The sequence below is a fragment of the Haladaptatus paucihalophilus DX253 genome (genome assembly GCF_000376445.1).
Classification (GTDB): domain Archaea; phylum Halobacteriota; class Halobacteria; order Halobacteriales; family Haladaptataceae; genus Haladaptatus; species Haladaptatus paucihalophilus.
The window spans coordinates 89,984-116,632 of the sequence record NZ_AQXI01000004.1 but is presented as its reverse complement, the minus strand read 5'-3'; the positions used below and the strand labels follow the sequence as shown (position 1 = coordinate 116,632).

The 26,649-nt window shown below is 53.6% G+C and carries 22 protein-coding genes and 1 pseudogene; 15 read left to right on the top strand and 8 right to left on the bottom strand.

What is annotated here, in order from left to right; all coding sequences use genetic code 11:
* Positions 1-705: 705 nt before the first annotated feature.
* Complete coding sequence (locus tag B208_RS0120950; RefSeq protein WP_007975899.1) at positions 706-1,950, bottom strand: inorganic phosphate transporter; 1,245 nt, start codon at positions 1,948-1,950, stop codon at positions 706-708.
* Between the two features lie 416 nt (positions 1,951-2,366).
* Here B208_RS0120950 and B208_RS0120945 point away from each other — a divergent pair, with 416 nt between their 5' ends.
* Both B208_RS0120945 and B208_RS25100 read left to right on the top strand, forming a co-directional pair.
* Positions 2,367-2,795 carry a YhjD/YihY/BrkB family envelope integrity protein gene (locus B208_RS0120945; RefSeq protein WP_007975897.1) on the top strand — a complete coding sequence of 143 codons (429 nt, stop codon included), beginning with the start codon at positions 2,367-2,369 and terminating at the stop codon, positions 2,793-2,795.
* A gap of 628 nt (positions 2,796-3,423) precedes the next feature.
* Positions 3,424-4,294, top strand: a pseudogene (locus B208_RS25100) (universal stress protein).
* Between the two features lie 170 nt (positions 4,295-4,464).
* Here the strand turns inward: B208_RS25100 and B208_RS0120930 are convergent.
* The 4 genes from B208_RS0120930 to B208_RS24585 all read right to left on the bottom strand — a co-directional run bounded on the left by B208_RS0120930 (position 4,465) and on the right by B208_RS24585 (position 11,661).
* Positions 4,465-5,805 carry a hemolysin family protein gene (locus B208_RS0120930; protein ID WP_007975893.1) on the bottom strand — a complete coding sequence of 447 codons (1,341 nt, stop codon included), beginning with the start codon at positions 5,803-5,805 and terminating at the stop codon, positions 4,465-4,467.
* 393 nt (positions 5,806-6,198) lie between these two features.
* The gene (locus tag B208_RS0120925; protein ID WP_232423901.1) at positions 6,199-6,972 is read right to left on the bottom strand and encodes a TrmB family transcriptional regulator; all 774 of its coding nucleotides are present in this window, start codon (positions 6,970-6,972) and stop codon (positions 6,199-6,201) included.
* Positions 6,965-10,726: an MMPL family transporter gene (locus tag B208_RS0120920; protein ID WP_018129123.1), complete on the bottom strand. Its 3,762-nt coding sequence runs from the start codon at positions 10,724-10,726 to the stop codon at positions 6,965-6,967. Before B208_RS0120920 ends, B208_RS0120925 begins: the two co-directional genes overlap by 8 nt.
* A gap of 575 nt (positions 10,727-11,301) precedes the next feature.
* Entirely contained in the window at positions 11,302-11,661 is a 360-nt protein-coding gene (locus tag B208_RS24585) for a PIN domain nuclease (protein ID WP_171970542.1), read from the bottom strand.
* Positions 11,662-11,825: 164 nt separating this feature from the next.
* Between B208_RS24585 and B208_RS23455 the strand changes: the two genes are divergently transcribed.
* From B208_RS23455 to B208_RS0120880, 6 genes are all read left to right on the top strand, one after another.
* A complete protein-coding gene (locus B208_RS23455; protein ID WP_026177992.1) occupies positions 11,826-12,065 on the top strand; it encodes a DUF2061 domain-containing protein in 240 nt (79 codons plus the stop codon).
* A gap of 126 nt (positions 12,066-12,191) precedes the next feature.
* On the top strand, positions 12,192-13,469 hold the full coding sequence (locus B208_RS0120900) for a hypothetical protein (protein ID WP_007975883.1): 1,278 nt from the start codon (positions 12,192-12,194) through the stop codon (positions 13,467-13,469).
* Positions 13,466-14,332: a hypothetical protein gene (locus B208_RS0120895; RefSeq protein ID WP_007975881.1), complete on the top strand. Its 867-nt coding sequence runs from the start codon at positions 13,466-13,468 to the stop codon at positions 14,330-14,332. Before B208_RS0120900 ends, B208_RS0120895 begins: the two co-directional genes overlap by 4 nt.
* Positions 14,333-14,640: 308 nt before the next feature.
* On the top strand, positions 14,641-15,516 hold the full coding sequence (locus tag B208_RS0120890; RefSeq protein ID WP_007975878.1) for a DUF502 domain-containing protein: 876 nt from the start codon (positions 14,641-14,643) through the stop codon (positions 15,514-15,516).
* Positions 15,517-15,663: 147 nt separating this feature from the next.
* Positions 15,664-16,476: a nucleoside phosphorylase gene (locus B208_RS0120885; protein ID WP_232423900.1), complete on the top strand. Its 813-nt coding sequence runs from the start codon at positions 15,664-15,666 to the stop codon at positions 16,474-16,476.
* Positions 16,477-16,554: 78 nt separating this feature from the next.
* Positions 16,555-16,800, top strand: a complete 246-nt coding sequence (locus tag B208_RS0120880; protein WP_007975875.1) for a hypothetical protein — start codon at positions 16,555-16,557, stop codon at positions 16,798-16,800.
* A 32-nt stretch (positions 16,801-16,832) separates the two neighbouring features.
* Here B208_RS0120880 and B208_RS24825 read toward each other — a convergent pair whose 3' ends face one another.
* Positions 16,833-17,033, bottom strand: a complete 201-nt coding sequence (locus B208_RS24825; RefSeq protein WP_073096718.1) for a DUF7835 family putative zinc beta-ribbon protein — start codon at positions 17,031-17,033, stop codon at positions 16,833-16,835.
* A 502-nt stretch (positions 17,034-17,535) separates the two neighbouring features.
* The gene (locus B208_RS0120875) at positions 17,536-18,831 is read right to left on the bottom strand and encodes an O-acetylhomoserine aminocarboxypropyltransferase/cysteine synthase family protein (protein ID WP_007975873.1); all 1,296 of its coding nucleotides are present in this window, start codon (positions 18,829-18,831) and stop codon (positions 17,536-17,538) included.
* 251 nt (positions 18,832-19,082) lie between these two features.
* On the opposite strand from B208_RS0120875, the gene B208_RS0120870 reads away from it, so the two are divergent.
* The 5 genes from B208_RS0120870 to B208_RS24580 all read left to right on the top strand — a co-directional run bounded on the left by B208_RS0120870 (position 19,083) and on the right by B208_RS24580 (position 23,486).
* Positions 19,083-19,673, top strand: a complete 591-nt coding sequence (locus B208_RS0120870) for a TetR/AcrR family transcriptional regulator (protein WP_026177991.1) — start codon at positions 19,083-19,085, stop codon at positions 19,671-19,673.
* A 46-nt stretch (positions 19,674-19,719) separates the two neighbouring features.
* The gene (locus B208_RS0120865) at positions 19,720-21,201 is read left to right on the top strand and encodes an MATE family efflux transporter (RefSeq protein ID WP_007975868.1); all 1,482 of its coding nucleotides are present in this window, start codon (positions 19,720-19,722) and stop codon (positions 21,199-21,201) included.
* A 264-nt stretch (positions 21,202-21,465) separates the two neighbouring features.
* On the top strand, positions 21,466-21,891 hold the full coding sequence (locus B208_RS0120860) for a nucleotidyltransferase domain-containing protein (protein WP_368085853.1): 426 nt from the start codon (positions 21,466-21,468) through the stop codon (positions 21,889-21,891).
* Between the two features lie 120 nt (positions 21,892-22,011).
* Positions 22,012-22,554 carry a putative phosphothreonine lyase domain-containing protein gene (locus B208_RS0120855; protein ID WP_026177990.1) on the top strand — a complete coding sequence of 181 codons (543 nt, stop codon included), beginning with the start codon at positions 22,012-22,014 and terminating at the stop codon, positions 22,552-22,554.
* Positions 22,555-22,739: 185 nt separating this feature from the next.
* The gene (locus tag B208_RS24580) at positions 22,740-23,486 is read left to right on the top strand and encodes a peptidoglycan DD-metalloendopeptidase family protein (protein ID WP_198292387.1); all 747 of its coding nucleotides are present in this window, start codon (positions 22,740-22,742) and stop codon (positions 23,484-23,486) included.
* 102 nt (positions 23,487-23,588) lie between these two features.
* Here B208_RS24580 and B208_RS0120845 read toward each other — a convergent pair whose 3' ends face one another.
* Positions 23,589-24,449 carry a peptidoglycan recognition protein family protein gene (locus B208_RS0120845; RefSeq protein ID WP_007975859.1) on the bottom strand — a complete coding sequence of 287 codons (861 nt, stop codon included), beginning with the start codon at positions 24,447-24,449 and terminating at the stop codon, positions 23,589-23,591.
* A gap of 156 nt (positions 24,450-24,605) precedes the next feature.
* On the opposite strand from B208_RS0120845, the gene B208_RS25095 reads away from it, so the two are divergent.
* Positions 24,606-24,914: an ATPase P gene (locus B208_RS25095; protein WP_368085852.1), complete on the top strand. Its 309-nt coding sequence runs from the start codon at positions 24,606-24,608 to the stop codon at positions 24,912-24,914.
* Between the two features lie 821 nt (positions 24,915-25,735).
* Positions 25,736-26,635, top strand: a complete 900-nt coding sequence (locus B208_RS0120830) for a lamin tail domain-containing protein (RefSeq protein ID WP_232423898.1) — start codon at positions 25,736-25,738, stop codon at positions 26,633-26,635.
* Positions 26,636-26,649: the final 14 nt, after the last annotated feature.

The following is a 26,649-nucleotide window of genomic DNA, read 5'->3' as shown; positions in this document are numbered from 1 at the left end:
TCTTTGCTTTCCGTCAGCGTTCGCTGGTTGGTGAGATTCGAGGCCGTCACTTGGCGTGCCATGGATAAAAAGAGCTAAGCGGTGGTTCGTTCGGCAGTTCTTTTTCGTTCCGTTCGCACGCACGGCCAGCACGGGAAGTCACCGAGACCGTCACAGTCGCAATCTTCGGGTTCGGTCTCGTTGTCGTCCTCGGAAGGAGACGCCTCAAGCGTCCCGTCGTCGATGGAGACGGTGTACTGGTGGGCTGCGGGCTTGTCGTGGTTCTCGTTGGTGACTGTTACGAGTCCGGGGACATCGATGTCGAATGAAAACTGTTTCCACTGCGCGCGTTTCTGTGCCGTCTCATCAGGTTCATATTCTGTGGATGGTTTCGTTCATTTGGTCTTTTGAGCCTTGGCAGACGAAAGACCAGCGTCGGATGGTTCAGCATCCGATGTGAGTCTCCGTTCATTAGTGGCTTAGACTGGTGGGGTAGGCGCGAGAATCACGAATTACGTCGAAAGACGTGGTGGCAGACAGGACACTTTCGTTCGAGTTCATCGATCTCGCAATCACTAGTATTACCGGTCCATCCACAGTCAGGACATTGAGTGAGGTCAGTCCTCATTCCATCTTACAAGGGCCTCCTGTACCAACTACTTTGGGAACACAAAAGATGTCATAATTTGACGACCGGATCGACAAGGGGGTCTTGTTAAGCGACGTTCACAGCAGAAATACAAATACCGGGTAGGAGGCAACAACCGCTAGCGAGGGCGTCAACACCCACATTGTAACGATACGTTTGGCCGCCGCTGAGTCGAATAGGCTCCGCTGATCGAGATCCGCCGGCCCTTCCGTACCCACGTCAGGCACGTCTGGCAGTTCCTCCGGTTTTTCTGCCGGTTCCTCGTGACGGGCAATATCACCGATCGTTGGACTTGCAGGCATATCTTCAGCACGGGAGGTGACCAGTGCTCCTGTCGAGACCTCTAAATCCGGATGTTCACGTTCCGGCGTCGCAAACTCTACGAGTGTCGCTGCTCGGCTTGCTCGACCCCATCCGAGCCCAATAATCGTCGATGTCGTGCTTACCGCGAGACTCGCCGGGATTCCGAAGTAGGACAGAATCGTGATGACTGTGCCACCGACGATGGAGACAATCAGTGAAGCGAGAATCGGTAGCTCCGTAATATCGTCCCCTACCGTCTCCAGCGTACGACGGGCAATGGTGAAACTGCCTAGACCGAAGGCCACTACCGCAAGCAGGACGCCCTGATTGACGGCGAGCGACCCCCCTTCGCCAACGAGGGGAGCCACAGCGTTCGCCGCGTTTGACGCCCCCGCCGAAAACGCCATGTAACACGCAATGACAACCACTGAAAGTGATCCGAGGATGTCCTGTCGTGTCGCGTTCGGATTCAGGTAGAGTCGAGGAATCGTCCCAGAGCGGTCGAGTTGGATGAAGTGGAGATCGAACTTTGTGAACGCGACATAGCGATCCAGATACGGGTAGATGTAACGCCCGACCACGATTCCGATGCCGAGGCTGATTAGCGGCGCGATGATCCATGCTGAGACGATAGTAAACATCAGTGCCTGATTGAGTGTGTTCGATGCGAGGCCAAGTCCAACGATGGCGCCAACGGCTGTCATTGAAGTCGAAGCTGGAACGCCATAGAGATTTGAAATGAGGAGTGACGCTCCTGTGAAGAACAAGACAGCGACGCTCGCGGCAGGCGTGAATTGGGTTGCCGGTACGATACTGCTGCTCATCGTCGCGATGACGTTCCGACCGACGGTCCATGCTCCGAGAAAGCCAAAGCCAACGAACAAGGCTGCTGCGGTCGCCTTTCGAAGGAGACGTGAGCCGACTGCTGGACCAAACGCTACACCCGTCGATGAGCCACCGATATTGAATCCAACGAAGACGGCGACGACTACCCCGGCGACGGTTAGCACTGATACCATTGGTTTCTCTCTAAATCAACGTTGCTGGAACCTATATAAAATCCATGAAGCCCGCTCCGAGGTGACTCTGACCAACCTGCAATTATTCGCTAGCCTATGCATCACTTCTTCGTCCCTATTCCGAAGTCTGCATGTTTTGAGCAAGAGGGTACGTACCGACTCAGTAGTTGCCTTCCACTTATTCACGGGAGTTTGCGCTATCAGTCGCACATGTGATAGCGAGGCTACCCTACCGTTTACGGCCTTTAGAAGACGCTTCGCGTCTTGTTCACACACCAGAACCTTCCGAATTCTGGGGAGAGCGAGAACTTGCGTTCGGTTAACTACGAACTTGAACGTGTTTCGTCCTGATATCTGTTCTACAGGCGGAGCAGGCCGAGTGCCTCGAGGCTTGACCCTGAGACGGTTCACCCCTCTTGATCCTTGCATTTCTAGCGTTTGCAGCGATCGGCAGCAATAACGTGCAAACTCAGGTGATCAGTTCCGCAGAGTCCCTTTCTCCCGCGATTGGTAATCTCGCTGAAACTACTCTCGAAAGTGAACAAGGACGAGCGAGTGCGTCCATTGTAGGGATTCTAACGCTCACATGGGGGGCACTGAAGATCTTCCGTGGATTGCATACTGCCTACTCCGAGATTTATGCAGCTGAAACCGACGAATCCATTCTCGACCAAGTACGTGATGGGCTTATCGTCCTGTTTACGATTGGGTTTGCGGTGATTGCAACAATTGTTGCAGGCGCACTCCTTGCCCTCTTTCCTGCAGTCCCATTCATCGAACTGCTCAATCCACTCGTGTTGATAGTGGCACTCGTCATCGCATTCTCAACACGGGTCCGTCTGTAGACGAAATGCATTCGCTTGTTCACCGTCTGGAGTCTGGTAAACGACCCGTATCGCCCCAGGCATGGCTGTCTCTGAAGTGAGTGCTATTTTGTATTTGAACGTGGCTCCACCACAGTCTACTTCTTCCGGCGATCGTGATTCTCCCCACTTGCTCGAAAGGACAATCGTCCCTTTATCCTCGGTTGGGTTATACTCAAACGATTTGAGAACCATCTCGTGACAACCAGTCGGTGGACGAAACCAGCCGGTCAATACTGTTGTTTTCGTATCACAGTTGGTGGTAGCCGAGACTGACTCGCCTGGGGCTGGCATTTGGCCATCAACCACGACCAACTTCGCCGTGATCCCATTGGATTTTCCGTTTGATGGCGGCGAAACGGTAGCTGGCGTCTCGTTGGTGTGAGTTGACCTCTCTGGTTGTGTTCCATCTGCACCTCGTCCGAGACAGCCCACAAGACCAACAGAAAGTCCAGTAAGGACAGTTCGACGGTTCATGATTCGTTATGTTTTGATCACTGTATAAGCTTCGTGATGAGTAAAATAACTCTTTCAGAGACGGCTCGGACTGTTGGAGGGATATCGAGGAAATACCTTAGAAACGGCCGATCGTATACTGGCATATAGGACCATGTATGAAAACATCCTGTTACCGGTCGATGGAAATGACGACGCAGCGGAAATCCTTCACCATGTTGGTGAAATTACCACATGGACAAGCGCGACCGTTCGACTCCTATTCGTGGCCGATACAACACGGGACAGTGTCGCTGTCGTCGAAAATACGGTCGTCGACACATTGGTACAAGAGGGGGAAAAAGTCGTTGAGGAGGCAGGGAAGACCCTGAATTCGCTTGGTGTCGAGTACACTACTGACGTAGTCCAAGGAAATCCAGCGCCGACCATTGTAGACTATGCTGAGCGATATGATCATGGATTTAATTGTAGTTCCTTCCCATGGTCGCGGAGGTGTGTCACGGTATCTTCACGGAAGTGTGAGCGAAAAAGTCGTCCGTCTCTCTCCGGTTCCCGTGCTAACCGCTCGGATGAAACCAGACGAACAATTGGAATTTCCGTATAAAAATCTCCTCATTCCCACAGATGGAAGCGCGGAAGCAACGACCGCGGCCGATCATGGACTCGAACTCGCGAAATCCCTCAACGCTACCGTCCATGTTCTATCGGTGGTCGATGACGCGTCCCTAGGCCTCGATATCCGATCGGAACTTTTGACGGAGGAACTCGAACAAGTTGCCACAAAAGCGGTTGACCAGATCGTAACCGAGGCTAAAACACGTGGTCTTACAGACGTAATCGGTCATATCGGATCAGGATCCCCTGCTACGGAGATACAGAACACCATCGAATCAAATGATATTCACGCTGTTATCATGGGGACGACTGGACGACAGGGAATCGATCGAATACTGCTCGGCAGTGTTGCCGAAACCACCGTGCGTTCTGCTCCAGTTCCGGTGATTACAGTTGCTGGTAACTCATAATTTGATTAGCTTACTTTCGGTGTGTGTAATACTATCAAGACACGACCCATCGAGTCAGTAGACACAAAGTGAGACGCGGGAGGCCTCCCAGTCCGAATGATATCAAAGAGAGGCAGATTCGCGGCAACTCTGCGATCATACGATTAAGTCAGACTACTCATATGAATGTCTCACTCGTCATTCATCTCTTGAGTTGATTGAACTCGTTGGATTTCAAGACGGGTGATACGAGCGTCATCAATAGCAGCCACTTTGAAAACGTATCCTCCCTGTTCAATCTGGTCACCGACCTTGGGTGCTTGCCCTAAATTGCTGAAAACGAACCCCCCGATCGTCTCCACAGTTTCAGCCTCGAATTCAGTATCCAGCCAGCTGTTTACTTCTTGAATAAGGGCACTCCCATCGACGATGTATGTTCCATCATCTTGCGTTTTGATGAATGGTTCTTGAGGTGCTGTATCGAATTCGTCTCGGATATCACCCACAATCTCTTCGAGAATGTCCTCAATGGTCACAATTCCCTCAAAAACCCCCCATTCGTCGATCACAACTGCCATTTGCCCGCCCCCGTGCGTCTGAAACTCCGCAAGGATCTCGTCGATCCGCCTCGTTTCCGGGACTACAAGCACGTCTCGTGCGAGGTCACGAGCCGTGAGAGAGTCATCTTGATTCGTTTCCGTTTCGATTGCTCGGAGGATGTCCTTTGCGTGGGTGAATCCGACTGGATGTTCGCCCTCTTCATCGAGTACAAGATATCGCGTATAGGTCCCATTGGCGGCAACTGACCGAAGTTCTGAAAGGGGCATCGAAGCGACCACAGTTTCTACATCAGGGCGCGGGATCATGACCTCGCGAGCGATGGTGTCCCCAAGTTCGAAGACGCTTTCAATCATCTCGACTTCGTCAAGATCGATGTGCCCCGTTTCCTCTGATCGAGTGAGAATCATCCGGATTTCCTCTTCGGAATGGGTTTCCTCACTTTCAGAGGCTGGAGAGATACCCAGGAGTCGAGTGAAATAGTTCGCAGTGCCGTTGAAGACGATGATTCCGGGCTTAAACACGTAGTAGAAGAATTTCATAAGAGGAGCAACAAGCAGCGAGATACGTGCGGCCTCTTGAATAGCGAATGTCTTTGGTGCGAGTTCACCGAAGACGACATGAAGGAACGTGATAAAGCCGAATCCGAGTGCGAATGCGACAAAATGAATCACGTCGGCAGGAAGGATTTGTCCAAGAATGGGTTCAATGAGTGCTGCTACGGCAGGTTCTCCGACCCATCCGAGACCTAACGAGGAGAGAGTAATCCCAAGCTGACTGACAGCGAGATAATCGTCTAAATTCTGGATGGCGTCTTGCACGTGGGTTGCACCGGGCTTACCCCGTTCAACAAGTGTCTTCACCTGAGTTGGTCGAATTTTGACGAAAGCGAATTCTGCGGCTACAAATATCCCGTTCATGATAACGAGGAAGAGTGCAAGAAGCAATCCTCCGACAGTAATCAGATCTACCATGTTCACTCATTGCCCTTTGAGGACCTTGTAGGAAACGGAAATCGATACGGGAAACTGAACAGATTTCTATCATCTTCGTCAATATTAAAAAGATACTTGGAGATCAATCTCATTTGGGTCTGACATATTTGGCTGATCGGAATCTTTGTCTGACTGTCTTATTTTCGAACAGTAGCACAAAGCATATACCGAACCCCACTAAGCGACTGATTGTGGCGCGGTCGCCGCTGACACCCTGAACGGGTTCCCACATGGGTCTGGCGCCATCACTCCCGATCCATACTCCCCCCTGCGCCCGCCACCTCCTCCTTCCTGCTCGAACGCGTGCCATACCCTGTCCGAGCAGGAATTAAACATTCATAGCGCATTCACTGCCTCGATTTTCCAACAGGCCTACGTCTCAATGAATTTTGAAAACCAGGTCTCCAAGAGACCGATCAGGATACTGGCAAACCCAGTTCCATCGCTCCAGAAGGCGACCTCGTTTTGAGTCCTATCGTGGGTTGGAACGAGGACACTCATGAGAATAACATCAGAATCAATCGCCAGAACACGACCACTCCGATCATTATCCTCCGGCTTCATCGGGAACTGGCACGCTTCGAGACCACGCTCTTCGAAAAGCTCACACACCGCGGAATTTCCACTCGTGATGAAGACATCAATACCGTCCGCTTGTGCGTTCGAAAGCGCCGTGATCACATTCTCGTCTAGTATCATCGGATCGCGTGCGCCGAAGATAATTCGGTTGTTCGCGTTGCTGATGAGTTGGGTGACACGATCGTTTATCGTTTCTTGGCCCTTGAGCGTCCAAATATCTTCTTGGGTTTCCGTTTCGTCGATCGGCTGTTGTTGCAGAGAATCGAGTGCCTCGAAGGCACGATCCTGCTCACGTTCGATCTTGGCCTGTAGATGGGCACGCGCTTCGTCCAGTCCCACGGCACGGAACTGTTGGGGGTTGGATTGTTGAACATCCACCAGACCTAGTTCTTCTAACCCATCGGCAGCCCCGTAGACCTGTGAGCGCGGCACGTCACTGGTTTCGCTGATCTCGCTCGCAGTCGCCTTATCGATCGGCTGCAGGGCACAGAAGACCTGTGCTTCGTACTTGGAGAGCCCCAGTCGCTGTAGCGCAGCTATCGCGTTGGCTTCCGTCGAATCAGTCATCCGTTGCTCCCACATTATCCACGGTAGATTTGTCTGCCGGTTCGGCCGTCATCGCACCACCTGGTCCCAAGTACCGGGTCCACAGGGCGAGTAGGCTGGGTAGCACGAAGACACTCGCAAGGAACGAGTAGATGATCGTGAGACCCGTAATGATTCCAAACTGCTGGAGGGGAGGCAGGATGGCGAACACGAGAACACCGAACCCGCCCACGGTCGTCGCGGCACTGCCGAGAAGTGCCCCACCAGTACCGGTGACGCTCTTTCGCATTGCAACCCACACCGACGGTTGTTCGTCGAGTTCGTGGATATAGCGCTCGCTGAGATGGATACTGTAGGCGATTCCCAGTCCGACGGTCAGGCTGGTAATCAATCCGGTTATCACGTTGAACGAGATTCCAAGGAGGTACATCGTCCCAAGAATCCAGGAGACGCTGAACGCCACAGGAAGCATCGTGATGAAACCAAGCGTCGCACTTCCGTGCAGGAAGTAGTACGTGATCATCAGGAAGATGAACGTCGCTCCGAGCGTAATGAGGAGACTTTCGATGACCGAGTTGAGCAGTTGGTCTTGAACGATCTTGAAGATAATCGGCTGACCCGTCGCGACTGCATTGAGGGTGCTTTCCTGTTCAATCGTCTCGGCAACTGCTTTCATCTGCTCGCTAACCGCACCACCGCTTGCACTGCCCTTGACCGAAACCGTCATGTGAATTGCTTTATACTGACCGTCATCGGTACGGTAGAGCACACTTTTTGCTTGGTCAGGGGCGACAGTATACAGTTTGTCGTAGACCGACTTTAGGTTCCGATCCGGGACACCATCGCCATTCGTGTCCGCGTTTTCGAACGTCGTTTTGAACGAATCGTTCTCGTTCGCGACGGACCGCATTACGGACAACGGACTATCGATGTCGGGGTCCCCACTGGAGAGAACGACCGTTGAATCCTTCTCGGCCGCCTCGTTCTCTGCTTTGTCAACCGTCTCGAGCGTGGATGGTTGGGTGATATCTCCTCGTATCAGTATCTCCGCATTGGAATCCTGGCGCAGGAAATTGTTGTTCACGTATTCCAGCGAGGATTTCACCGTATACTCTCCGGGGGCGAAGGGTTCTGGCAATTCGGTCATTACGCCCGACGGATTGCTCGCCAGGAAATCCTCCTGCGAGAAGCTCGTGTCGACTTGTGCTGCACCAGCACCACCGAGGACGGTGAGAATCACGGCGATGGCGAGTACGATGCGTGGTGCTTTGCGAGCTGCCGTCGCCCCGCCAGCGAGCACCGCGCCAAGCCGTCCTCCTCCGGTACCGAACGCCCGTTTCTCCCGGTCCCAACCACGGGCTTCCAAGAACGAATCGAGTTCAGTCTTCAGAGCGGGAATAAGAATGCCGAAGATAATCAGTGCCGCCGTAATCCCAACCGAACTCACGATACCGAACTGACGAATCGGGGGCACGTCGCTGACGAGATTCGAGAGGAACCCGATCACAGCGGTTACAGTCACGAGAATCAACGCGATTCCGAGACTCGATAACGTGACCTTCATCGATTGTTTGACACCTTCAGTACGATCTCGCTCCTCGCGATGGCGCATGAAGACGTGAATGGCGTAGTCGATCGAGAGACCGATAAGTAACACTGGGACCGCGATGAAGATCTGGTTGAAGTCGATACCAGTCCAGCCCATGAAGCCGAACGTCCACACGAGAACGAGGCTGATACCGAAGAGTCCCAGAATGATGTCGAGTAGATCTCGATAGGCAAATATCAAGACGCCGAGAACGAAGATGACCGCAAGAGGCCCAACGATAAGGATACTATCGCTCATCGAACGCTGAGTCTCGTCCGAGATAATGCCACTTCCAAAGACGAGGACGCTCGACTGTTCTGCCTTGAACTGCTCGTGAGCGATCGTCTGCATGGCGAGCTGTGAATTCATGATCCGATCGCTCGACGTCTGACTACTGGTGGTTTCACCCTCCGCCTGTTGGGTGACGACGATCATTGTCGCGTTTGCATCCGTGCTCCCGGCTTTGTAGCTGGTTGGCATGAACGCGAACGCGCCGTCACCACCGGCACTTGCACCACCAAAACTGGAGTTCTCGGCCAGAATGGTCGTGGTCGCATTATCGATCTCCGACTGATTGTGTGATTCGAGGATCGACAGCTGCTCGGAAAGCGTGAAATTAGCCCCGTTTTGGAGTGCTTGCTGGTCGTTCTTGAGTTCCTGTCCGTCCTCTTTGAGTGCTTTCTGAGCGTCTTTGAAATTCTCGAACTGCTCTTGGAGCTGTTGACCTTCTTCTTTGAGCTGCTCGGAATCGTTCTCCAACTCCGCTTGTGCTTCTTTCAGCTCTTGAGAGTCCTCTTGAAGTCGTTGTGAATCTTCCTTGAGTTGTGCACCGCGCTCCTTGAGCTGCTGTGAATCCGCTTCGAGCGCGGCCTGTTTTTCCTGCAATTCCTTTTTGTCCTGCTGGAGTTCGCTAAATGCTTGCTGAAGTTCCTTGCCTTCTTGCTGTAGTTCGGCCGACCGCTGTTCCAGTTCAGCACGTTCGGCCTGCAACTGTCCTGCACTTTCTTGGAGCTGTTCGGATTGCTGTTCGAGTTCTGCCTTATCCGACTCGAGTTCGGCTGCTCGCTGTTCGAGTTGCTGGGCATCCACTTCGAGCTCCTGGCGGTCCTGCTGGAGTGCAGCCGATTCGTTCGCGAGTTGAGCTTGGTCGGCCTTCAATTCGGCCTGCTCTTCTCGAAGCGAATCGAGACGCTGCTCGTACTCGGTATCGTTGATCGTGCCATTCTGGTGGGCCTCCTCGATGGTGGCCCGTCGCTCTTGCAAACTCTCATTCCGAGCCGCAAGCTCCCGTTGGGTCTGATTGAGTTCTTGAGCCCGTACTTCCAGGTTCGCCTGGCGTTGTTCGAGCTCTGCTCGGCTCTCGTTGAGCTCCTGAGCACGTTGTTTGAGTTCCTCGCTCTGATTCCGGAGCTGTGCTTTGCTCTCGTTCAACTGTTTGGCTTGCGCTTGTAGCTCCTGGCCCTTCGCTTGAAGCTGCGCCTTGCTCTCGTTCAGCTCGTCAGAGCGTTGTTGGAGTGTTTGCCCGCGTTGTTTGAGTTCCTGACCCTCCTCTTTGAGCTCTTCACCGCGCTGTTGGAGGTCCTGTTTACTCCGATTGAGTTCGTCTGAGCGCTGTTGGAGTTTTTCCCCTCGCGCTTGCAGCTCTTCGCCCCGCTCTTTCAGCTGCTCTCCCCGTTGCTGGAGTTCTTCTTTACTCTCGTTGAGTTGTTCCGAGCGGGTCTGAAGCTGTTTACCCCACTCGGTGAGGTTTTCCTTTCGTTCCTGGAGGTTTTCGCCACGGGATTTGAGCTCTTCCGCTTTGTCTAATTGATTAACCGTTGTGGCGAGGATATTTGCTATCCCAACCGTTGGAGAGTCTTCAGTAAGGGTTTCGTTTACGGTGTTATTATTCCGGAGTTTTTGCTGTAATTTGATTTGGTTTTTGAGTGATTCCTTAGAGAGTGTATTGTTATCACGGACGATGATTTGAGCACTCGTGGTGTTGTTCGATCCCGTCGAAAAGTTCTCGCTAATGTAACTCTGTGCTTTTGCGGCTGAACTGCTATCACTTTGAAACGAATCGAGGGAAGACGATTGTCCTACCATCGACGCACCCGATCCGAGAATCAACGAAAAGACGAGTAGAGCGACGATAAAAAGACGACTGTGCTTGACTATCTTGTCGCCGAGTTTGTCAGATAATGACATTTTCACCACATTTTCTGCGGTCCCGAAGTTTTGTTTGTAGCTGCCTACTCACAACCATTGTCGGTATTCTTCTACTCACAAGTTCCCCATATCCTTTCCGAATTCTAAGGAGTATTCTTGGAATATGATACGGAAAGCCGAGAATACCTTCAGAAGGATGTAGAAATTCAGAGAACACTATATGGATTCATCACTTTTTCCACCACTCGGAATTATATGGTTGTTGGATTGTCATTACGGATGCGAACGGACATGGATTTTGGTTTGCTCGAGACGGTGGGAGAAAACATCCAGATCACTGCCAAACTGACAACGGAGGTGCAATTTTTGAAAGCGTGAGTCCTCTTTCTGAGACCTACACTACGCGGTCTCGAGCGAAACTACCACAACGGATTGTCTATATTGCGGCTAACCGAAAGCACCGCCAATCAAAGCAAAAATTCCTCGTATAGGTGGTGAACCGTCCAACAGAGGCTACAAAGAAAAAGAGAACACAGCAGTTCAATCGAATGTTAAAACGACGCCAAACTGGACTCGGTATACTGCTCTAATTCACGTCCAATATCCGACTCACGTCACCCAAGCGGTGCCACCACACAGTCATCCTCTTCTAACGGAGCAAGCGATACCCGAGCAAGACCAACGGTGTCGTAATCCTGTTCGGTTGAGAGTACACGTTCACCACTCGTTGCGACAAGACCAGCGTGGAAGGCATCGAACGGCGTCATATGATACTCGTCGATATACGTCGCAACTGCGAGAACCGCATCTTCGTGAATTTCTGGAACGAGAGAAATCAGTTCAAGAAGAATCATGATAACTTGTGGTACATTGTTCTCAGGCTCAGCCTCGGTGTGGTCATAGAAGAGGATCAGAACCTCGGCGTATGAACGAATCGAGGTGTGGATATCAGCTTCCGAGCATCTGTTGGGAATGGTGCGCTAGAAATAGAGTGTGTCTACTGACAATCCTTGTGAGTCTAGTCGTGAAAAATTCTACTGCCGACGATACAGTCTCGTTAGAAACCATTTTAGGTTACACATACAGAGTAATGAAACTTGTTCCAATTACTTATGAGGTTGAACGATGAGAAGAGATTATGTTCAAGGGATGGGTTTCCCGCTCTGCTCTTCAAGCGCGAAAACGGGCACTCGTAAAGACGGCTTGCTATCGTCTTTGTATGGTAGTGATCACCATCGCGGTCGCGTGGGTTGTCGTTGGGGACATCGAAGCTGCATTGAACATCGGAGTAGTCACGAATCTACTGAAAACGGGCACGTACTACATCTACGAACGGATGTGGGATCACGTTACGTGGGGTGTCCCATCGACCAAATAAATCCGTCGTCCCGGCACTGAATGCGCGCCCTGCAATCAGCACGACCGCTGAAACCTGACGACAATGAGGCCCCACTTGGCTACTACACCCATTCTATTAATATCCATCCGAAAGTAAATTAGTCAAATGCGGCTCACCGAGTACCTCCGAGCCCGGAAATGGTCCCAGCTCTTCGGATATTTCCTGTTTATTTCCGTACTAGCTGCCGGTTACTACTACAACCTCACCTTCGTCCAGCTCGGGCTCATAGACTTAGGAACCCGGATCGTCGGATTATCCCGATTTCAGGTGTCGGTTGGCATGAGCGCCCTTGCACTCGTTGCCTTCCTAACTGCGATCAGCGTCGGGACCGCGCTTGACAGGTATGGCTGGAGCCGGAACTTCAACGCAAAACTCCGGATACTCTGGGGCGTAATCGTCCTCCAGTTTCTCTTGACCTTGACCGCACCTTATCTCCGAACGGAAACTGCCTTCGGCGCATGGATCATACTTTGTGCCGTCTCGCTCGGAACGGGGATGCCAACCACATTCAGCCTAGTCATCGACCTCGTCCCCGTTGAAGACCGCGGCTGGGTCGCAGCGGCCGCGACCGCCTGCGCGTACTTCCTGGCGAACGTCTACCCGCTCCAGTGGCGCATCGAGTCGTTCAGCATCGTGATGAGCGCCGCCATGGCCCCTGCCGTCGTCCTCCTTGGTGTGTTCGCGTTCCGGGACGTCGCGTTCCTCGACTCGTTGAAACGCCAGCATCGAGACCCCGACTTCGGCGTCGGCCGGTTTTGTCGGCCGACGGCCGTCCGAACGTGGAGTTACGAGTTCTGGTCGTTCATCCTCCTGATGTTCGGCGTTTACTTCATCGATAGCCTCGGCTTCCTCCGGATTATCGAGACTCCAGCCTACATCTATACGTCGTGGCAATCACCGGACTTCGGCATCCACCTTCTAATCGGCGGCATCCACGTCTTGACGGCCATTATGGCCGGTGTCCTGTACTCGAATTTCGGACGACGGTGGCTGTTCTTGCTCGTTTTCGGGCTGTTCGGGTTCACCCACCTCATGTATATCTTCGACATTCGGGCTGGGGTCGGGGAGGCACCCCTGCTCATGCCACTGTTCTACTCGGGGGCGGTGAGCTTCTACACCGTGTTGAACTTTGCACTCTGGCCGGACATGTCGACGCCCGATACGATCGGCCGCCACTCGGCGATCGGCGTCGGGTTCGCCGGCTTCCTTGCAACCTTCCTGAGCACAGCAGTCGTCCTCTACATGGAGAGCACGACAATGCCGCTTGTCAACCATCTCAACATCGTTGATGCGCTCGCCCTGCTGTTGTTCTTCTTGCTTCTCGTCATGGTGTACGCTCGACGGATGGTTATGCTCGCTCATTCTCGGGAGCAGAAAACATGAGACCGGAAACAGTCCCGTTACTTCTCGTCGCGCTGCTTCTGGTTTCGGCCCAGCCTGGCGTCGATACGGTCACGACGGTTTTCGATGGCACGCAGGACGTTCCTGGTGACGCCGGTGCAGTTGTCGTCGCAGACGGAACAGTTACAATTCCCAACAATACGCGCACGACCACATCGCTGTACGTGATTGGGGGGACCGCACGCATTGAGGGAACGCTTGACGGGCGGCTCGTCCAGCTCGCGGGGAACGTCACGGTCGGGTCTTCGGGTACGGTTACCGATCAGTATCAGGTGTTCGGTGGAGACCGAGAGATCGCCACCGACGCGGCTGTTGATCCCGATGTGGTTGCCGAACCAGTGATGCAAGAACGGTCTCCTATCGAGTCACTCACGATATTCCTGCTCCAGGCAGTGATACTCGGCGTCGTCTCCTTCGTGGTCGGGCGACGATATTCCGAGTTCCTCGCCAATGTGCGCCACTCAATTCGGAATCACCCCGTCGTCAGCGGGACAGTCGGTCTCCTCACCACCGTTACGTTATTGGCGTTGTTTGTATTCATGGCCTTTACTATCATTCTGCTTCCGGTAAGCCTTCTCGGTCTATTGGGGGGTGTCTTCGTCTATCTATACGCGTACATCAGCATCGGATCCATGCTTGGGCAATGGATGCCGACAGATAAGCCGGGTGTAGCGACAGCCGCCGGGGCGGTTCTATTTTTCATGGCGAGCCGGGTGCTGAGCTTCTTCCCAATCGTCGGCGAGTCACTCTTGATCGCGGTCGCCGTTATCGCGATGGGTGCCGTGTTCATCACCTATTTCGGCCTGCGGGAGTTTCAGCCCCCACAGTTACCTCCGGTCGAGTGACACCGAACTGAATCTAGCCTACTCCGACTTTCTGTTTCAGTGGAGGTGCGTGCCATTGAACAACATAATCTCCTCCGGAGTATCCGGTATCGTCCTCACAACGACAATAGGGTGAACTGGAAGTTTCCTTCCTCGGCTTCGACCGTGGGCTTTCTCATCAGATATCTGTAATCGCTTTCTATCCAATACGTAGGGGAAGCCAGACTGATTGTAGCCTGTTCATTACACCTCTTTCGGCCTAAACGCTTTCAAGGGTAGCTATTGCTATAAGGGTATGATATTAGTTTCAGAGCCGAGGGGGACTTTCGATGAATAAGAACGTAACACACCACAACGCCAAGGAGATCATCCGCCGATCACTCATCAGTGGCGCGGCTATTGCGATTCCTCTCATCGTTACAGTTGTCGTCCTTGGATTTGTGCTCAATTTCATCTCGAACACTCTGAACCCGGTCGTGTTTATCGTGAAAAGCGTCCCCGGAGTCTCACCGGGGACAAATGAGTTGCTCGTGAAGCTCATCATGATCGGACTGCTCGGTGGGTCTCTCTTTATGTTGGGATTCGTCGCCGAATACCGCTCAGGATATGGTCGCGTTGGCGTGCAATTCGACCATTTCATGTCGTCGGTTCCAGGCATCGGCTCGGTATACACGAGCTTCAATGAGATGAGCGAACTGCTTCTTGATTCAGATTCAGAGAGCTTCAAAGAAGTCAAGCTCGTCGAATATCCGACGGATGGATCGTACGCCGTCGCATTCAAAACCGCGGACACGGCTACCACCGTCAAACAGGCGATGGATCACGCCGAGATGGAAACGTTGTTTTTACCGATGGCTCCAAATCCCGTCATGGGTGGATTCGTTATACATGTCCGAAAAGATCGCGTCTTTGATGTCGAGATGACCGTTGAAGAGGGAATCCGATCGATCGTCACTAGTGGCGTTGTACTCGGCGAAAAACGGACACACGCTCTCTCATCAGACCGACTGCAGGAACTTTGCCAGAATGTCTCATCGGATGTGACTAAACCGTCTCCAGCTATGCAGCAGGATGAAACCAAACGTGTCGCGTATTATGAAGCATCGATGTCTCCAGAAAACAAAGAGACACCGACTGATTTGGTCGAGCATGCCGAGAATACAGGGGACAACTTCTCAACACGGACCGGGTACTCGGCAGAATAAGAGAGATGACCTACCCCACCCTGCTGGGGAAGGCTTTCGCCGCCCGCAAGTCCAGTAATCTCCCCACGGACCAGTCGTCTGAATGGGACCGTTCAGCAAGATTCGCCCACCAGTATACCTATCCTGTGACTCGTCGAATCACAGATTATGCCCGTTCCAAACGACTCGAGGAAGTACGACGCTCCCTCGATCCTGACCCCAGATGGGATGCTTTCCGACGCCCAGGCGTCCGGGGCACCGCTCGTTGAGGACGCGCCGGACGGTGTCCTCGTCTGCTACCAGTCTCACTTCTTCGACCGCGTGCTCGACGTTCGCGAGACCGAGCCGCTCCACGGGGAGAGCGACCTCCTCGAGTTCGAGCTCCATCGGTTCACCGACCTCGACGCGGACGCTGACGTCGATACAGACGCCGAACTGGCGGTCCTTGGGCACTTCGGCATCGGCAGTCCCACGACGGCAATATTGATGGAGTTGCTACAGTCAGCCGGGACGGAGGCGTTCCTCTCAGTCGGCTGGTCGGGCTGTCTCCAGCCGGACGTCCCGCAGTCGCACTACCTCGTCGTAGACGAAGCAATCCGAGACGAAGGCGTCTCGCATCATTATCTCCCCCACTCGGAGCGGATCGACGCCTCGGACGCGATGGTCGCTGAACTCGAACATGCGGTCGAGGCGGCAGGCGGGAAGTTTGAGGTCGGAGCGACTTGGACGACCGACGCGCTGTTCCGCGAGACCGTCCCTGAAATCGAGAGGTACGCCGAGGACGGCGTGCTCGCAGTCGACATGGAGGCGGCCGCGACGTTCGCTGTAGGCGACTACCGGGGGCTGGACGTCGGGTCCCTGTTTTTGATCAGCGACTACTTGACGACCGACGACTGGGACCCCGTGTTCGGGGAGAGTCCCGACGTCGTCGACGCGCTTCCGGTGGCGATGGAGGCACTCGCGGGAGTGCTGGGTCGGTAACCCAGACCGACACTGATGCATCAGAGACCTGCAAATGGGCGGAAATCCACCTACGAACACTACCGACGCAAGGTCCGTATGATTGATGACAACGAAAAGGACGCGCTGCTATCATTCATAGACGTGGCAGGTCTCGAGCGTCGTCGAAACGAGCATGGTCTAGGGACGGGTTTCGAGGGCATGTTCAGCAGCATCTCCAAGGTCGCCTGTTTCACGCCACTACGATTCGAGTTGTTCTTCATCGACGCTGGTGAACACGACAGAGTAGCAAGTGCGACAGCAGCGAAGGGCACCCAAACCGATCACAGAAGTGAGAGTGGATGAAGTGTCGTGAAAGATTGAAAGATCTGTGAGCGCTACGCGTTATTCATCCGTTGGCTTGTTGTCTCACCGCACTTCTGGCACGTGGTAATCCGATATGGTTCACGCGAGAATTCAGTATTCTCTTGTTTCATACTTTCCGTCCGAATCTCGACCGAGACCGTATGTGTGGTCTCACACTTGCAGTTCTCGCATCGTTCAATCTGCGTCTGTGATGTGTGACGTTCACTCGTCATGAAGCCCCGGGGTCAGAGTATAAATATACGAACAAAGGCATAAAATTTACTTTCTATATGGCATTTTGAGACAGTTTTTCAATATGAGCAGTAGAAGTGTCATCCTCTGATCCAAAACTCTATGAGTATATGCTAGTCGGGAATCGCCGAGAACGTTACTTGGCGAAACATGGATAGAAAAGACTGAAGCAGTGGTTCGTTCGGCAGTGCTGTCCGTCCCGTTTGCACGCATGGCCAACACGGGAACCCGTTGAGGCCATCGCAGTCACAGTTGTCGGGTTCGGCATCGTTTTCGTCCTCACGCGAGAAATCGAAGAACAATCAGAATCCAGTTCGGCAGAAACGCCGATTGGGGTAGATATCGGGAAAGCCTCTTTGGTAACGGAGCGTCTTGAAACCTTAGACTCGTCTCGAACGGCCAGAAATCCCATGGTGGGATTCCCGCGACTGTAGGCGCGGGAGGAGGTCGATACCGACTCGGTATCGGAACGATAAGAGCCGTCTATGTGGCGGCGTCGATAGCGTTCTCAAGATCAGCAATGATCTGTCCTGGATCTTCGATACCCACAGAAAGGCGAACAAGATCATCAGTGACGCCGGAAGCAGCTTTTTCAGCGTCTGTAAGCTGTTGATGGGTTGTACTAGCTGGGTGAATGATGAGTGTCTTTGCATCACCAACATTAGCGAGCAAGCTCGCCAACTCTGTCGATTCAACAGTTTTTCGCGCAGCGTCGTATCCATCTGCAAGACCGAAAGTGATCATGCCGCCATAGCCACCTTCGAGGTATTCGGTAGCCGTATCGTGGGTTTCGTGGGAAGAGAGACCCGGGTAGTTCACCCACGCAACATCCTCATGGTCCTGGAGATACTCGGCGACTGCCATTGCGTTCTCGCAGTGACGGTCCATCCGAAGGGAAAGCGTTTCGAGACCCTGGAGGGTTTGCCAAGCGTCGAAGGGCGCTTGCTGGTTTCCAAGATCGCGGAGTCCGCGGGCAATCGCAGCGTATGTGAACGCCTCGTCGCCGAATGTTTCCGCGAAGTTGACACCGTGATAGGCGGGATTATCTTGAGCAATCTCGCTATATTTCTCCGGGTAATCGCTCCAAGGGAACGAGCCACCATCAACAATCACGCCACCGATGGTAGTTCCGGAGCCGTGAAGCCATTTTGTGGTCGAGTTCCAGACAAGATCCGCGCCATGTTCGAGTGGACGACAGAGGTAGGGTGTCGCAAAGGTATTATCGACGAGTAAGGGAACGCCGTGGTCGTGGGCGATGTCGGCAATCTGCTGGATATCGGGTGTATCGAGGGCTGGATTCCCGATCGTCTCAAGATGAACGTAGGCAGTATTGTCGTCGATGGCTTCGTCGTATGCCTGATAGTCGAGTGTGTCAACGAATTTGGCTGTGACACCTCGGCGTTCGATTGAATGGGTGAAGTACGTGTAGGTGCCTCCGTATAATGAAGAGGCTGTGACGATATTGTCGCCAGCTTCTGCCAAGAGGAACGTTGCGAGATTCAGCGCAGCCATCCCAGACGCAGTAACAACGCCCCCGACACCGCCTTCAAGAGCAGCAAGCCGGTCTTGGAGTGTTTCAAGAGTCGGGTTCATCAACCGAGAATAGATATAGCCGGGCTTCTCGAGCGCAAACTGGGTTGCTGCATCGTCGGCATCTTCAAAGACGTATGAAGTGGTTTGATAGAGCGGTGGCGCTCGTGCCCCAGTCACAGGATCGGGATCTTGACCGGCGTGTAGTGAGTCAGTAGCGAATGAACTATCAGTAGGATCGTCGCTCATGCATTCCTAAATGGAATCCGGGATATTACATGAACTTATTAAGGGAAAGCTTGCCGAGAGCTTTGACAGCATTTTCTGCTGCCGATCGCCATCACCAACTCATACGGATCGACCGCTTCCCGCTCAAGCCGATCAACCCACGCCCGCGTCTGTACGGTCGACGACTGCGGCCAGACTGTCCGCGTGGTTGAGGTCAATGAATAGTTAGTCACAAGGCTTTTGACTGATTGGTTAGTAAGCACTAGTATCGAATGGATACAGAGACTACTGACGAGATTATAACGGCGACAGGCCGTGCACTCCAGAAGTACGGCTATGCAAACCTCACGATGCAACGAATCGCCGAAGAGTCATCGATAACGACCGCTGCTATCCACTATCACTTTGATACCAAAGAAGACCTCTTGAACGCGTTCCTCGACGATCTAATCAAACGATTCGAGGCGCAGTTGGCGTGTGAGGCTCGCGATCCGCGCGAGCGCCTCGCTTCGTTTCTCGATGCCGTGTACACACCGTCGGAAACGGGTGACGATGACTTCCCCGTCGGCCTCATGGAACTAAAAGCACAGGCTCCGTACCACAATCGCGTCCGGGAGCGATTCCTCGAACTCGACGATATGATGCAGTCTGTCGTCGCGTCGATAGTTCGAGATGGAGTCGATGCCGAGCACTTCGAGGAGGCTAATCCAGGGGAGGTCGCACGACTCGTCACCACGCTCTCCAACGGTGGTCACACACGGACGGTCGCGCTCGGTGAGAACCCTGCTAGAACTCGCCAACTCGTCGAACGGGTTCTCGAATTGCGACTCGGATGGACTCCGAACTCGGAAGTGGACGCATGAGCAAAGTGAATGCGGAGACGATAAATCGTGCTACGGAGGTAATCGCGTGAGCTTCTTCAAGGGACAGGAGGAACTAGACCTCACTAACGGCGGCATCGTTAAGCCGCTCTTGTTCCTCTCGCTCCCAATCGTCATCACGAACCTGATGCAGACCGCCTACAATCTGGCGGACACGTTTTGGCTGGGTCAGTACTCGACGGAGGCTCTGGCGGCAATCTCGTTTGGCTTCCCGATGGTGTTCCTGCTCATCTCGCTCGGGATGGGCCTCTCAGTCGCGGGAAGTGTTCTCGTCGCCCAACATACCGGAGCCAAAGAAACGGAACAGGCCGAATACGCGGCCTCACAGACCGTGACGTTCGCGTTGATCGCGTCGGCTCTCCTCGGCGCAATCGGCTATCCAGTCGTGCGACCGTTCCTCGCGTTCTTGGGAGCGTCGCCGGAGGTCCTCCCCGGCGCGACCGCGTATATGCAGGTGGTCGCTCTGGGTCTGCCGTTCATGTTCGGGTTCTTCGTCTTCATCTCGCTGATGCGCGGCGCGGGCGACACCATCACACCGATGATCGTCATGTTCGGGACGGTCGTGCTCAACGTGATTCTCGATCCGTTCCTCATCAACGGCTGGGCTATCGGCCCGGTCGCATTTCCCGAGCTCGGCATCCAGGGCGCCGCCATCGCGACGGTCTTCTCCCGTGGAGTGGCGATGTTCGTTGGACTCGTCATCATGGAGTCCGGAACGAGAGGCATCCAGATTCACCTCACGGACATGAAACCGGATCTCCAGTACCTACGCAAAATCCTCCAAATCGGTGTGCCCGCGAGCATCGAGGGAACTGGTCGTGCCCTGTCGATCAATGCGCTGTTACTCATCGTCGGTCTGTTCTCGACGTCTGTCGTTGCGGCCTTCGGTATCGGTACGCGCGTCTTTTCGGTCATCTTCCTGCCTGCGATTGCGGTTGCCCGTGGTGTCGAGACGATGTCGGGCCAAAACATCGGCGCCGGGAAGTACGACCGCGCAGAGCAGGCGAACTACGTCGCGGCCAAGGGGTTGTTCCTCGTCCTCGGGGTGGTTGGAGTTCTTATCTTCCTCGTGCCGACGCCCATCGTCAGCGTGTTCACCGACGACGCAGCCGTGCTGGACGTGGGCGCGGAATTCCTCCGCTACGTCGCGCTATCGTTCGGGTTCATCGGGATCATGCGGGCGTTCACAGGAGGCTTCCGTGGCGCCGGCAAAACGCTGGTCGCGGCTGCTATTTCCATCCTCACGCTGGCTGGAATTCGCCTTCCCATCGCGTACATCGCTTCACAGGGCATTCTCCCCACGAATCTGTGGTTCTTCGGGCAGCCTGATGTCCGAGGTATCTGGCTGGCGTTCTGTGTCTCGAACGTTGCGGGCGCACTCATCGCGTGGCTCTGGTTCCGCAGAGGCACGTGGCGTGAAGGGGACGTTCGCGGTACGCCCGAGACGAATCAGGATGGATTCGAAGACGATGTCGACCCAGCGACGGATGCAGCGACAGATGATGATTAGACGTCAGAGGTGACCTCCTCCTCGCCGTAAACGGTGAGGCTTCCCACGGCATCGCACCGCTGGTTTGAGATATTTGCTGGTTTATGACTTGTCGGCATGACAGGCCGATGGCGGGGCCACACCGCCGTTACTCCTATCCCGGCATGGGACTCGGAGTTATCTTGGTCGAGACATCACAGCGGTTCGAGGAGGGTATCTCGAACGTTCTGGGTCTCGGAGTCCCGATATTGTGCATTTGAGTGAGCGGTGTAACCGCCTTGCTGTCTGTCATGCGATGAACCGATTCTACTTAAATATCCGTATCAGGTCAGAAAGTGGTTTGTAGATATCGACTTCGCAGTAGTGTTCGGTTCGCAGCTCACGAGCAACTCGTGTCCGTCGTCCGACCTCCTCCTCGCCGTCAAATTCGCAGAGAGTCTTTCCTCTCACGAGCGATTCCAAAAGCTCTGTTTCCTCTCGGGCGACCTCCAACGAGAAGGTACCCCATTCATCGATCTATCTGACATTGAAACACTACCACTCGAAGTAGCACACGACGCCATCAATGGCGAGTTTCTCTGTGGTGACGAGGACGCATTCCGTCACTTCAAGGCGGACACAGAAGCCCTATTCGAGGAGCAACACGAAGATATTCGTCGCCATCAGCGAGACGTGATCGACCGCATAGCCGAGGACGGACTCCACGTATAGACCGCCCGGAGTTGAGCAAATCCGACCGGGAGCAACGATGCAATCACCATGAGTTTCACTTTCACTCTGTCTGGCAAGCATTGTTGTTTACACCCGATCGACATTGAGATGAAGTTGACCATGCAGTCTCCGCTTGAAATCACCGAGACAGAACCGTATTGGCTCCGTAGTCGTAATGTGAGTGACTCACCGAAAATTGGAGGTGATGACTATTTTTCCGAACACGATGTTACACGCCCTGAAGACGTTGAATCTGATGATCTGCCACCAGCAGACAGCGAGGCTGTTCGCAAGATTGATCGCGAAGCACTCGAGCGGAAGAAAACAATCGGCAAGTGGCAAGTCACAGGGTCAGGGGATCGTATCGAACAGCTATGGCCTGAACTCCTCGCTGACGCAGAAGAGGGCATCATTTGGGCAGTAAAGGCTATGACTGCATTCGGATACGAGGAACTGCCGATGTACGATGAGTACATTCTCACAGTCTACACACCCAACTATTTCGAGCGTCACGATGTCACCCGAGTCCGGGAACACCTCCGAGACGAACACGACGTTACGCACGAACTATACTACAAACCAGATATCTACACCGCAAAGAGAATCGATGCGGGAACAGCCGACGAATTTGGCCTCTCAGCCCCTGCTAGATACGTCGAATAGAATCCCGTCGAGGAACCGTCTCACCAATCCTTTTGCGACCCGTCTGATCGACTTACACTCTGTCTCTTGCAGCGGTGCAGAAGAGAAGAGCAAAGAACAATCAAAAACCATCAATGCAAATATTTTCAACTATATTTTAATAATAGTAAGTATTAAATATATTGATTCGGATTGTGGATTTGCATATGTCACGAAAGTTCAGCCGACGATCAATCGTCAAATCGCTCGGAGTTACAGCTACAGGACTCACCGGAATGGCAGCACTGAGCGGATCAGCGAGTGCGTTCTCCGATGGAGAGCGCATCGCAGCAACGACTAATCTGAATACGCGCGAACAACCTGGAACTGACCAACCCATCGTCGCTACCGTGAATCCTGGTGAAGTCGGCGAAATCATGAACGGTCCGACGAACAAAGGCGGGTATACGTGGTGGGGCGTCCACTGGCTCGACCGAAACGTCTGGGGCTGGTCCGTCGAGCGGTACCTCCAATCCACATCTGGCGGCAGTGGTGGGTCGGATTTCGATTGGCCGATTTCAGGCTACATCACATCGCCATACGGTGCACGTCCCGGTCATTATGCCGTGGATATTGGCGCCAACGGCAATATTGGTGAACCAATTTATGCAGCCCACAGCGGCACCGTTGATGTTCGAGCCTACGAGGCGGGGGGCTGTGGTAACTACCTCAAAATAGGCCATGGAAACGGCTACCAGACGATGTACTGCCACCTGAATAGCTTCGACGTGGTCGAAGGTGAGAGCGTCTCGCGCGGTCAATTGATCGGCGGAATGGGTACCACCGGAAATTCGACTGGTCCACACCTCCACTTTACCGTCGAGCGAAACGGGAATCACCTCTCGATTCCTGGTGGCGACGGTGAGACTGTCACAGCAGGAACCAAGATTCCGAAAGACTACTCCGGCATCTGAACCCACGTCCGTCGCAGTAGTCAAATTTCCCACCCGTCTTTATTGTCATCCGACATCAAATTCCGTGAACAATGAATTCTTAAAAGTGATCGACCGAAGTGCCTATGCGTAGCTAAGATAGCGTTCAACCGACCAGCCCCAGACGTTTCGGTCGAGCCAGTGAACGCCCCACCATCGATAGCCACCCTTGTCGATTGGGCCGTTCATGATTTCGCCGACTTCGCCCGGTGAAATCGTAGCCACAATGGGCTGATCAGTTCCAGGCTGTTCCCGTGTATTCAGATTGGTGGTCGGCGTAACGCGGTCACCGTCAGCGAACTTGTTACCGCCGCCATTGCTGCCGCCGACGAGGTCCATGAAGTAATCCCAATCCCACGTCGAACCAGGGTCAGTGTGGTCATTGTAGTTGCAGTCAGATTCAGGCACCTGGTGGTGCCCGATGATACCGCCACCGTTGCGGGCGTCACACGGAGCAACGCCGGTGGGGCGCTGTTTGGGAATGCCGTAGGTGTCGCAAGCCCAGCTCACAATGTTGGCGGATTTCTGGTACAGTGCGTCGGTGAAGTTCGTCTCGCCGACGAAACCCTCATGTTCGATACCAATCGAGTGGAAGCTGTAGTTCTGGCCACCACCATGCCATGCACTGTCTTCGTTGTGGACCATCTGGGTAGCATGGCCATCGGAGTTGCGAATCACATACTGAGTACTCACGTCGGAGTCGGGATTTTGAAACCAACTGACGGTCCCTTCGTAGCTCCCCTCCGTGACATGGATAATTATCCAGTTGATTTCGCTCGCGCTCTTGTTGTCGTTGGTGTAGTTGCTAGAGTCCGCTGCAATCCATCTGTCGGCGTAGGGATCTTGTACATGTGCGCTCGCCGTTCCAGTCAGCCCGACACTCCCAAGTCCGGCTGCGCCGATCGTTCCGAGTTGCTTCAGTACGTCGCGCCTATTTGTGGGCATCACGATAATATTACGAATAAAATATTATAAAAGTTTCTACGATATAGATGATAATATGTTGAATTGTCCGCTCTTGAGACGGTAGACATTGCCTTATTGAGTGGCGATCTCACCAGACTTCCGTATGTCGCCGGGGTGTCCCAAACGGCGACATCAGTGATTCGCCAGAACATCGGGACAAGTCTCGGTATCAAAACGCTGCTGGCCATTGGGATGCCGTTTGGCCTCGTGAACGTCATCGTGGCAGTCGTTGTCGGCGACATGGTGATGAGCATTAGTGTGGGGGCAAATGCGATGCGACTCTCGAATGGACGGCTCGGGAGAATCAAACGCCAACGGTCCAAAGACGGACTGAGCTACCAAGAGACACGTCTCGTCCACGAGTTGGATGTCGAGCTGCCCGGTGAAGTAAACAGCAAAACTACGGACGATGGTCCGACCACAGACGGGGTTGTCGGAGAGTAGCGTGGCCGGGACGAAATAACACCCGAGAGGGACACGAATCTAACACAAAACCCCACACAACCGTGGACGTGGACGTCCCAAATCGACACAGTTCGGGACTGACGCGGTACGGTTACTTGTGAGTACGGCAGTCGTATCGGCGTCTATCGGCTATGAACCAGCAGGGGGGAGAGAACAGGTACTGGCCACCGCGTCTGTGGTCGGTAATACATGATCGAGTCAACCGAAATCGTCCCCATCGAATTGGGAATGACGATGACGCCTAAGTGACGGGACCCGTATGCTCTACTATGGCAGCTGAAATCTCCGATCGTGTCCGTGAAATCACCGACGCGATCGTCGAACGTGGGGTCAAATTGCTACAGTCGAATTCCGACTAAACCGGGAATACAGGTCGCTAGTCTTCGAGACGGTCCAGCGCTCGGAACAGAACACCGAAGTCGTGAACGTCCGCGAGAAACGCGCTGAGAGTCAGCAGGTCGAGGACAAATATCTCGACGTCCTCGAACACGCGAAGAACGTCGCCAAGACGAATGATGCAATGGTTGCACGGGCGGGCCATCGAGAGGTCGCGACGCACTATAGCTGTGCGTACACAAACGATGGCTACCGCGTCATGGAAGCAATCGCCGAACGTGTTCCCGGTGTGAGCTACAAGACATCACGGACGTTGTGTGTAGACGACGCGATGGGCGTCGGTGGTCACCACATCGAAATCACGTTCGCCCATCCCTACCGAATTCAATGCGGATATATTCGCCTATTTATTTCATCATTACACCAATACAAATTTATTTAAAATAGGATGTTGATTTCTACACGTGGTAGAAGATAATAAATATACGTTCGCTGTAGTAGTGCTATCGTCATTGCTCATCTGTGGCGTAACAGCCGCAATCATCGTCACACCAGCCACCGCTGAGATAAGCGGTAGCCAACAAGTGACGGTAACGAACGTCGTTGATGGCGATACCCTCGACGTCCAATATGAAAACGGAACCACCGATACCGTTCGATTGTTGGGCGTCGATACCCCAGAAACGTACGGTGAAAATACGCCCGATGAGTGGGAAGGCGTTCCAAATACACAGGCTGGGAAGGATTGTCTCCACTCGGAGGGCGAGGACGCGAAGTCGTTCATGAAAAACAACCTCGAAGGCAAACAGATAACGCTCAAATTCGATTCTGAATCGGACCACCGAGGCTACTATGGTCGTCTTCTCGCCTACGTGTACTACGGTGGTGAGGATTACAACTACAAACTCATCGAGAGTGGCCAAGCCCGGGTATACGACTCGACATTCTCCAAGAGTAGTTCCTACTACAGTGCCGAATCGTCAGCCCAGAACACCGAACAGAATGCGTGGACCTGTCGAAATGTTGGTAGCGGTGATGCGTCTGTGAGTATTTCCCAGATTCACGAGGATGCAGCGGGGAACGACAACGACAACCTGAACGACGAATACGTCGTTTTCGAAAATACTGGTTCCACATCAATCGATCTCTCTGGGTGGACCGTTACGGACGAATCGGGGAAAACGTACACGTTCTCCAGTCTGACGCTCAGTCCAGGCCAGACGGTAACGCTTCATTCGGGGAGCGGGTCAGACACGAGTAGCGATGTCTTCTGGGGCCGCTCGACTGCCGTATGGAACAACGGCGGTGACACCGTTTCGATCTCCGATAGCAGTGGGTCATCAGTAGCCACAAAAGCGTACTGACGTACTATCTTCTT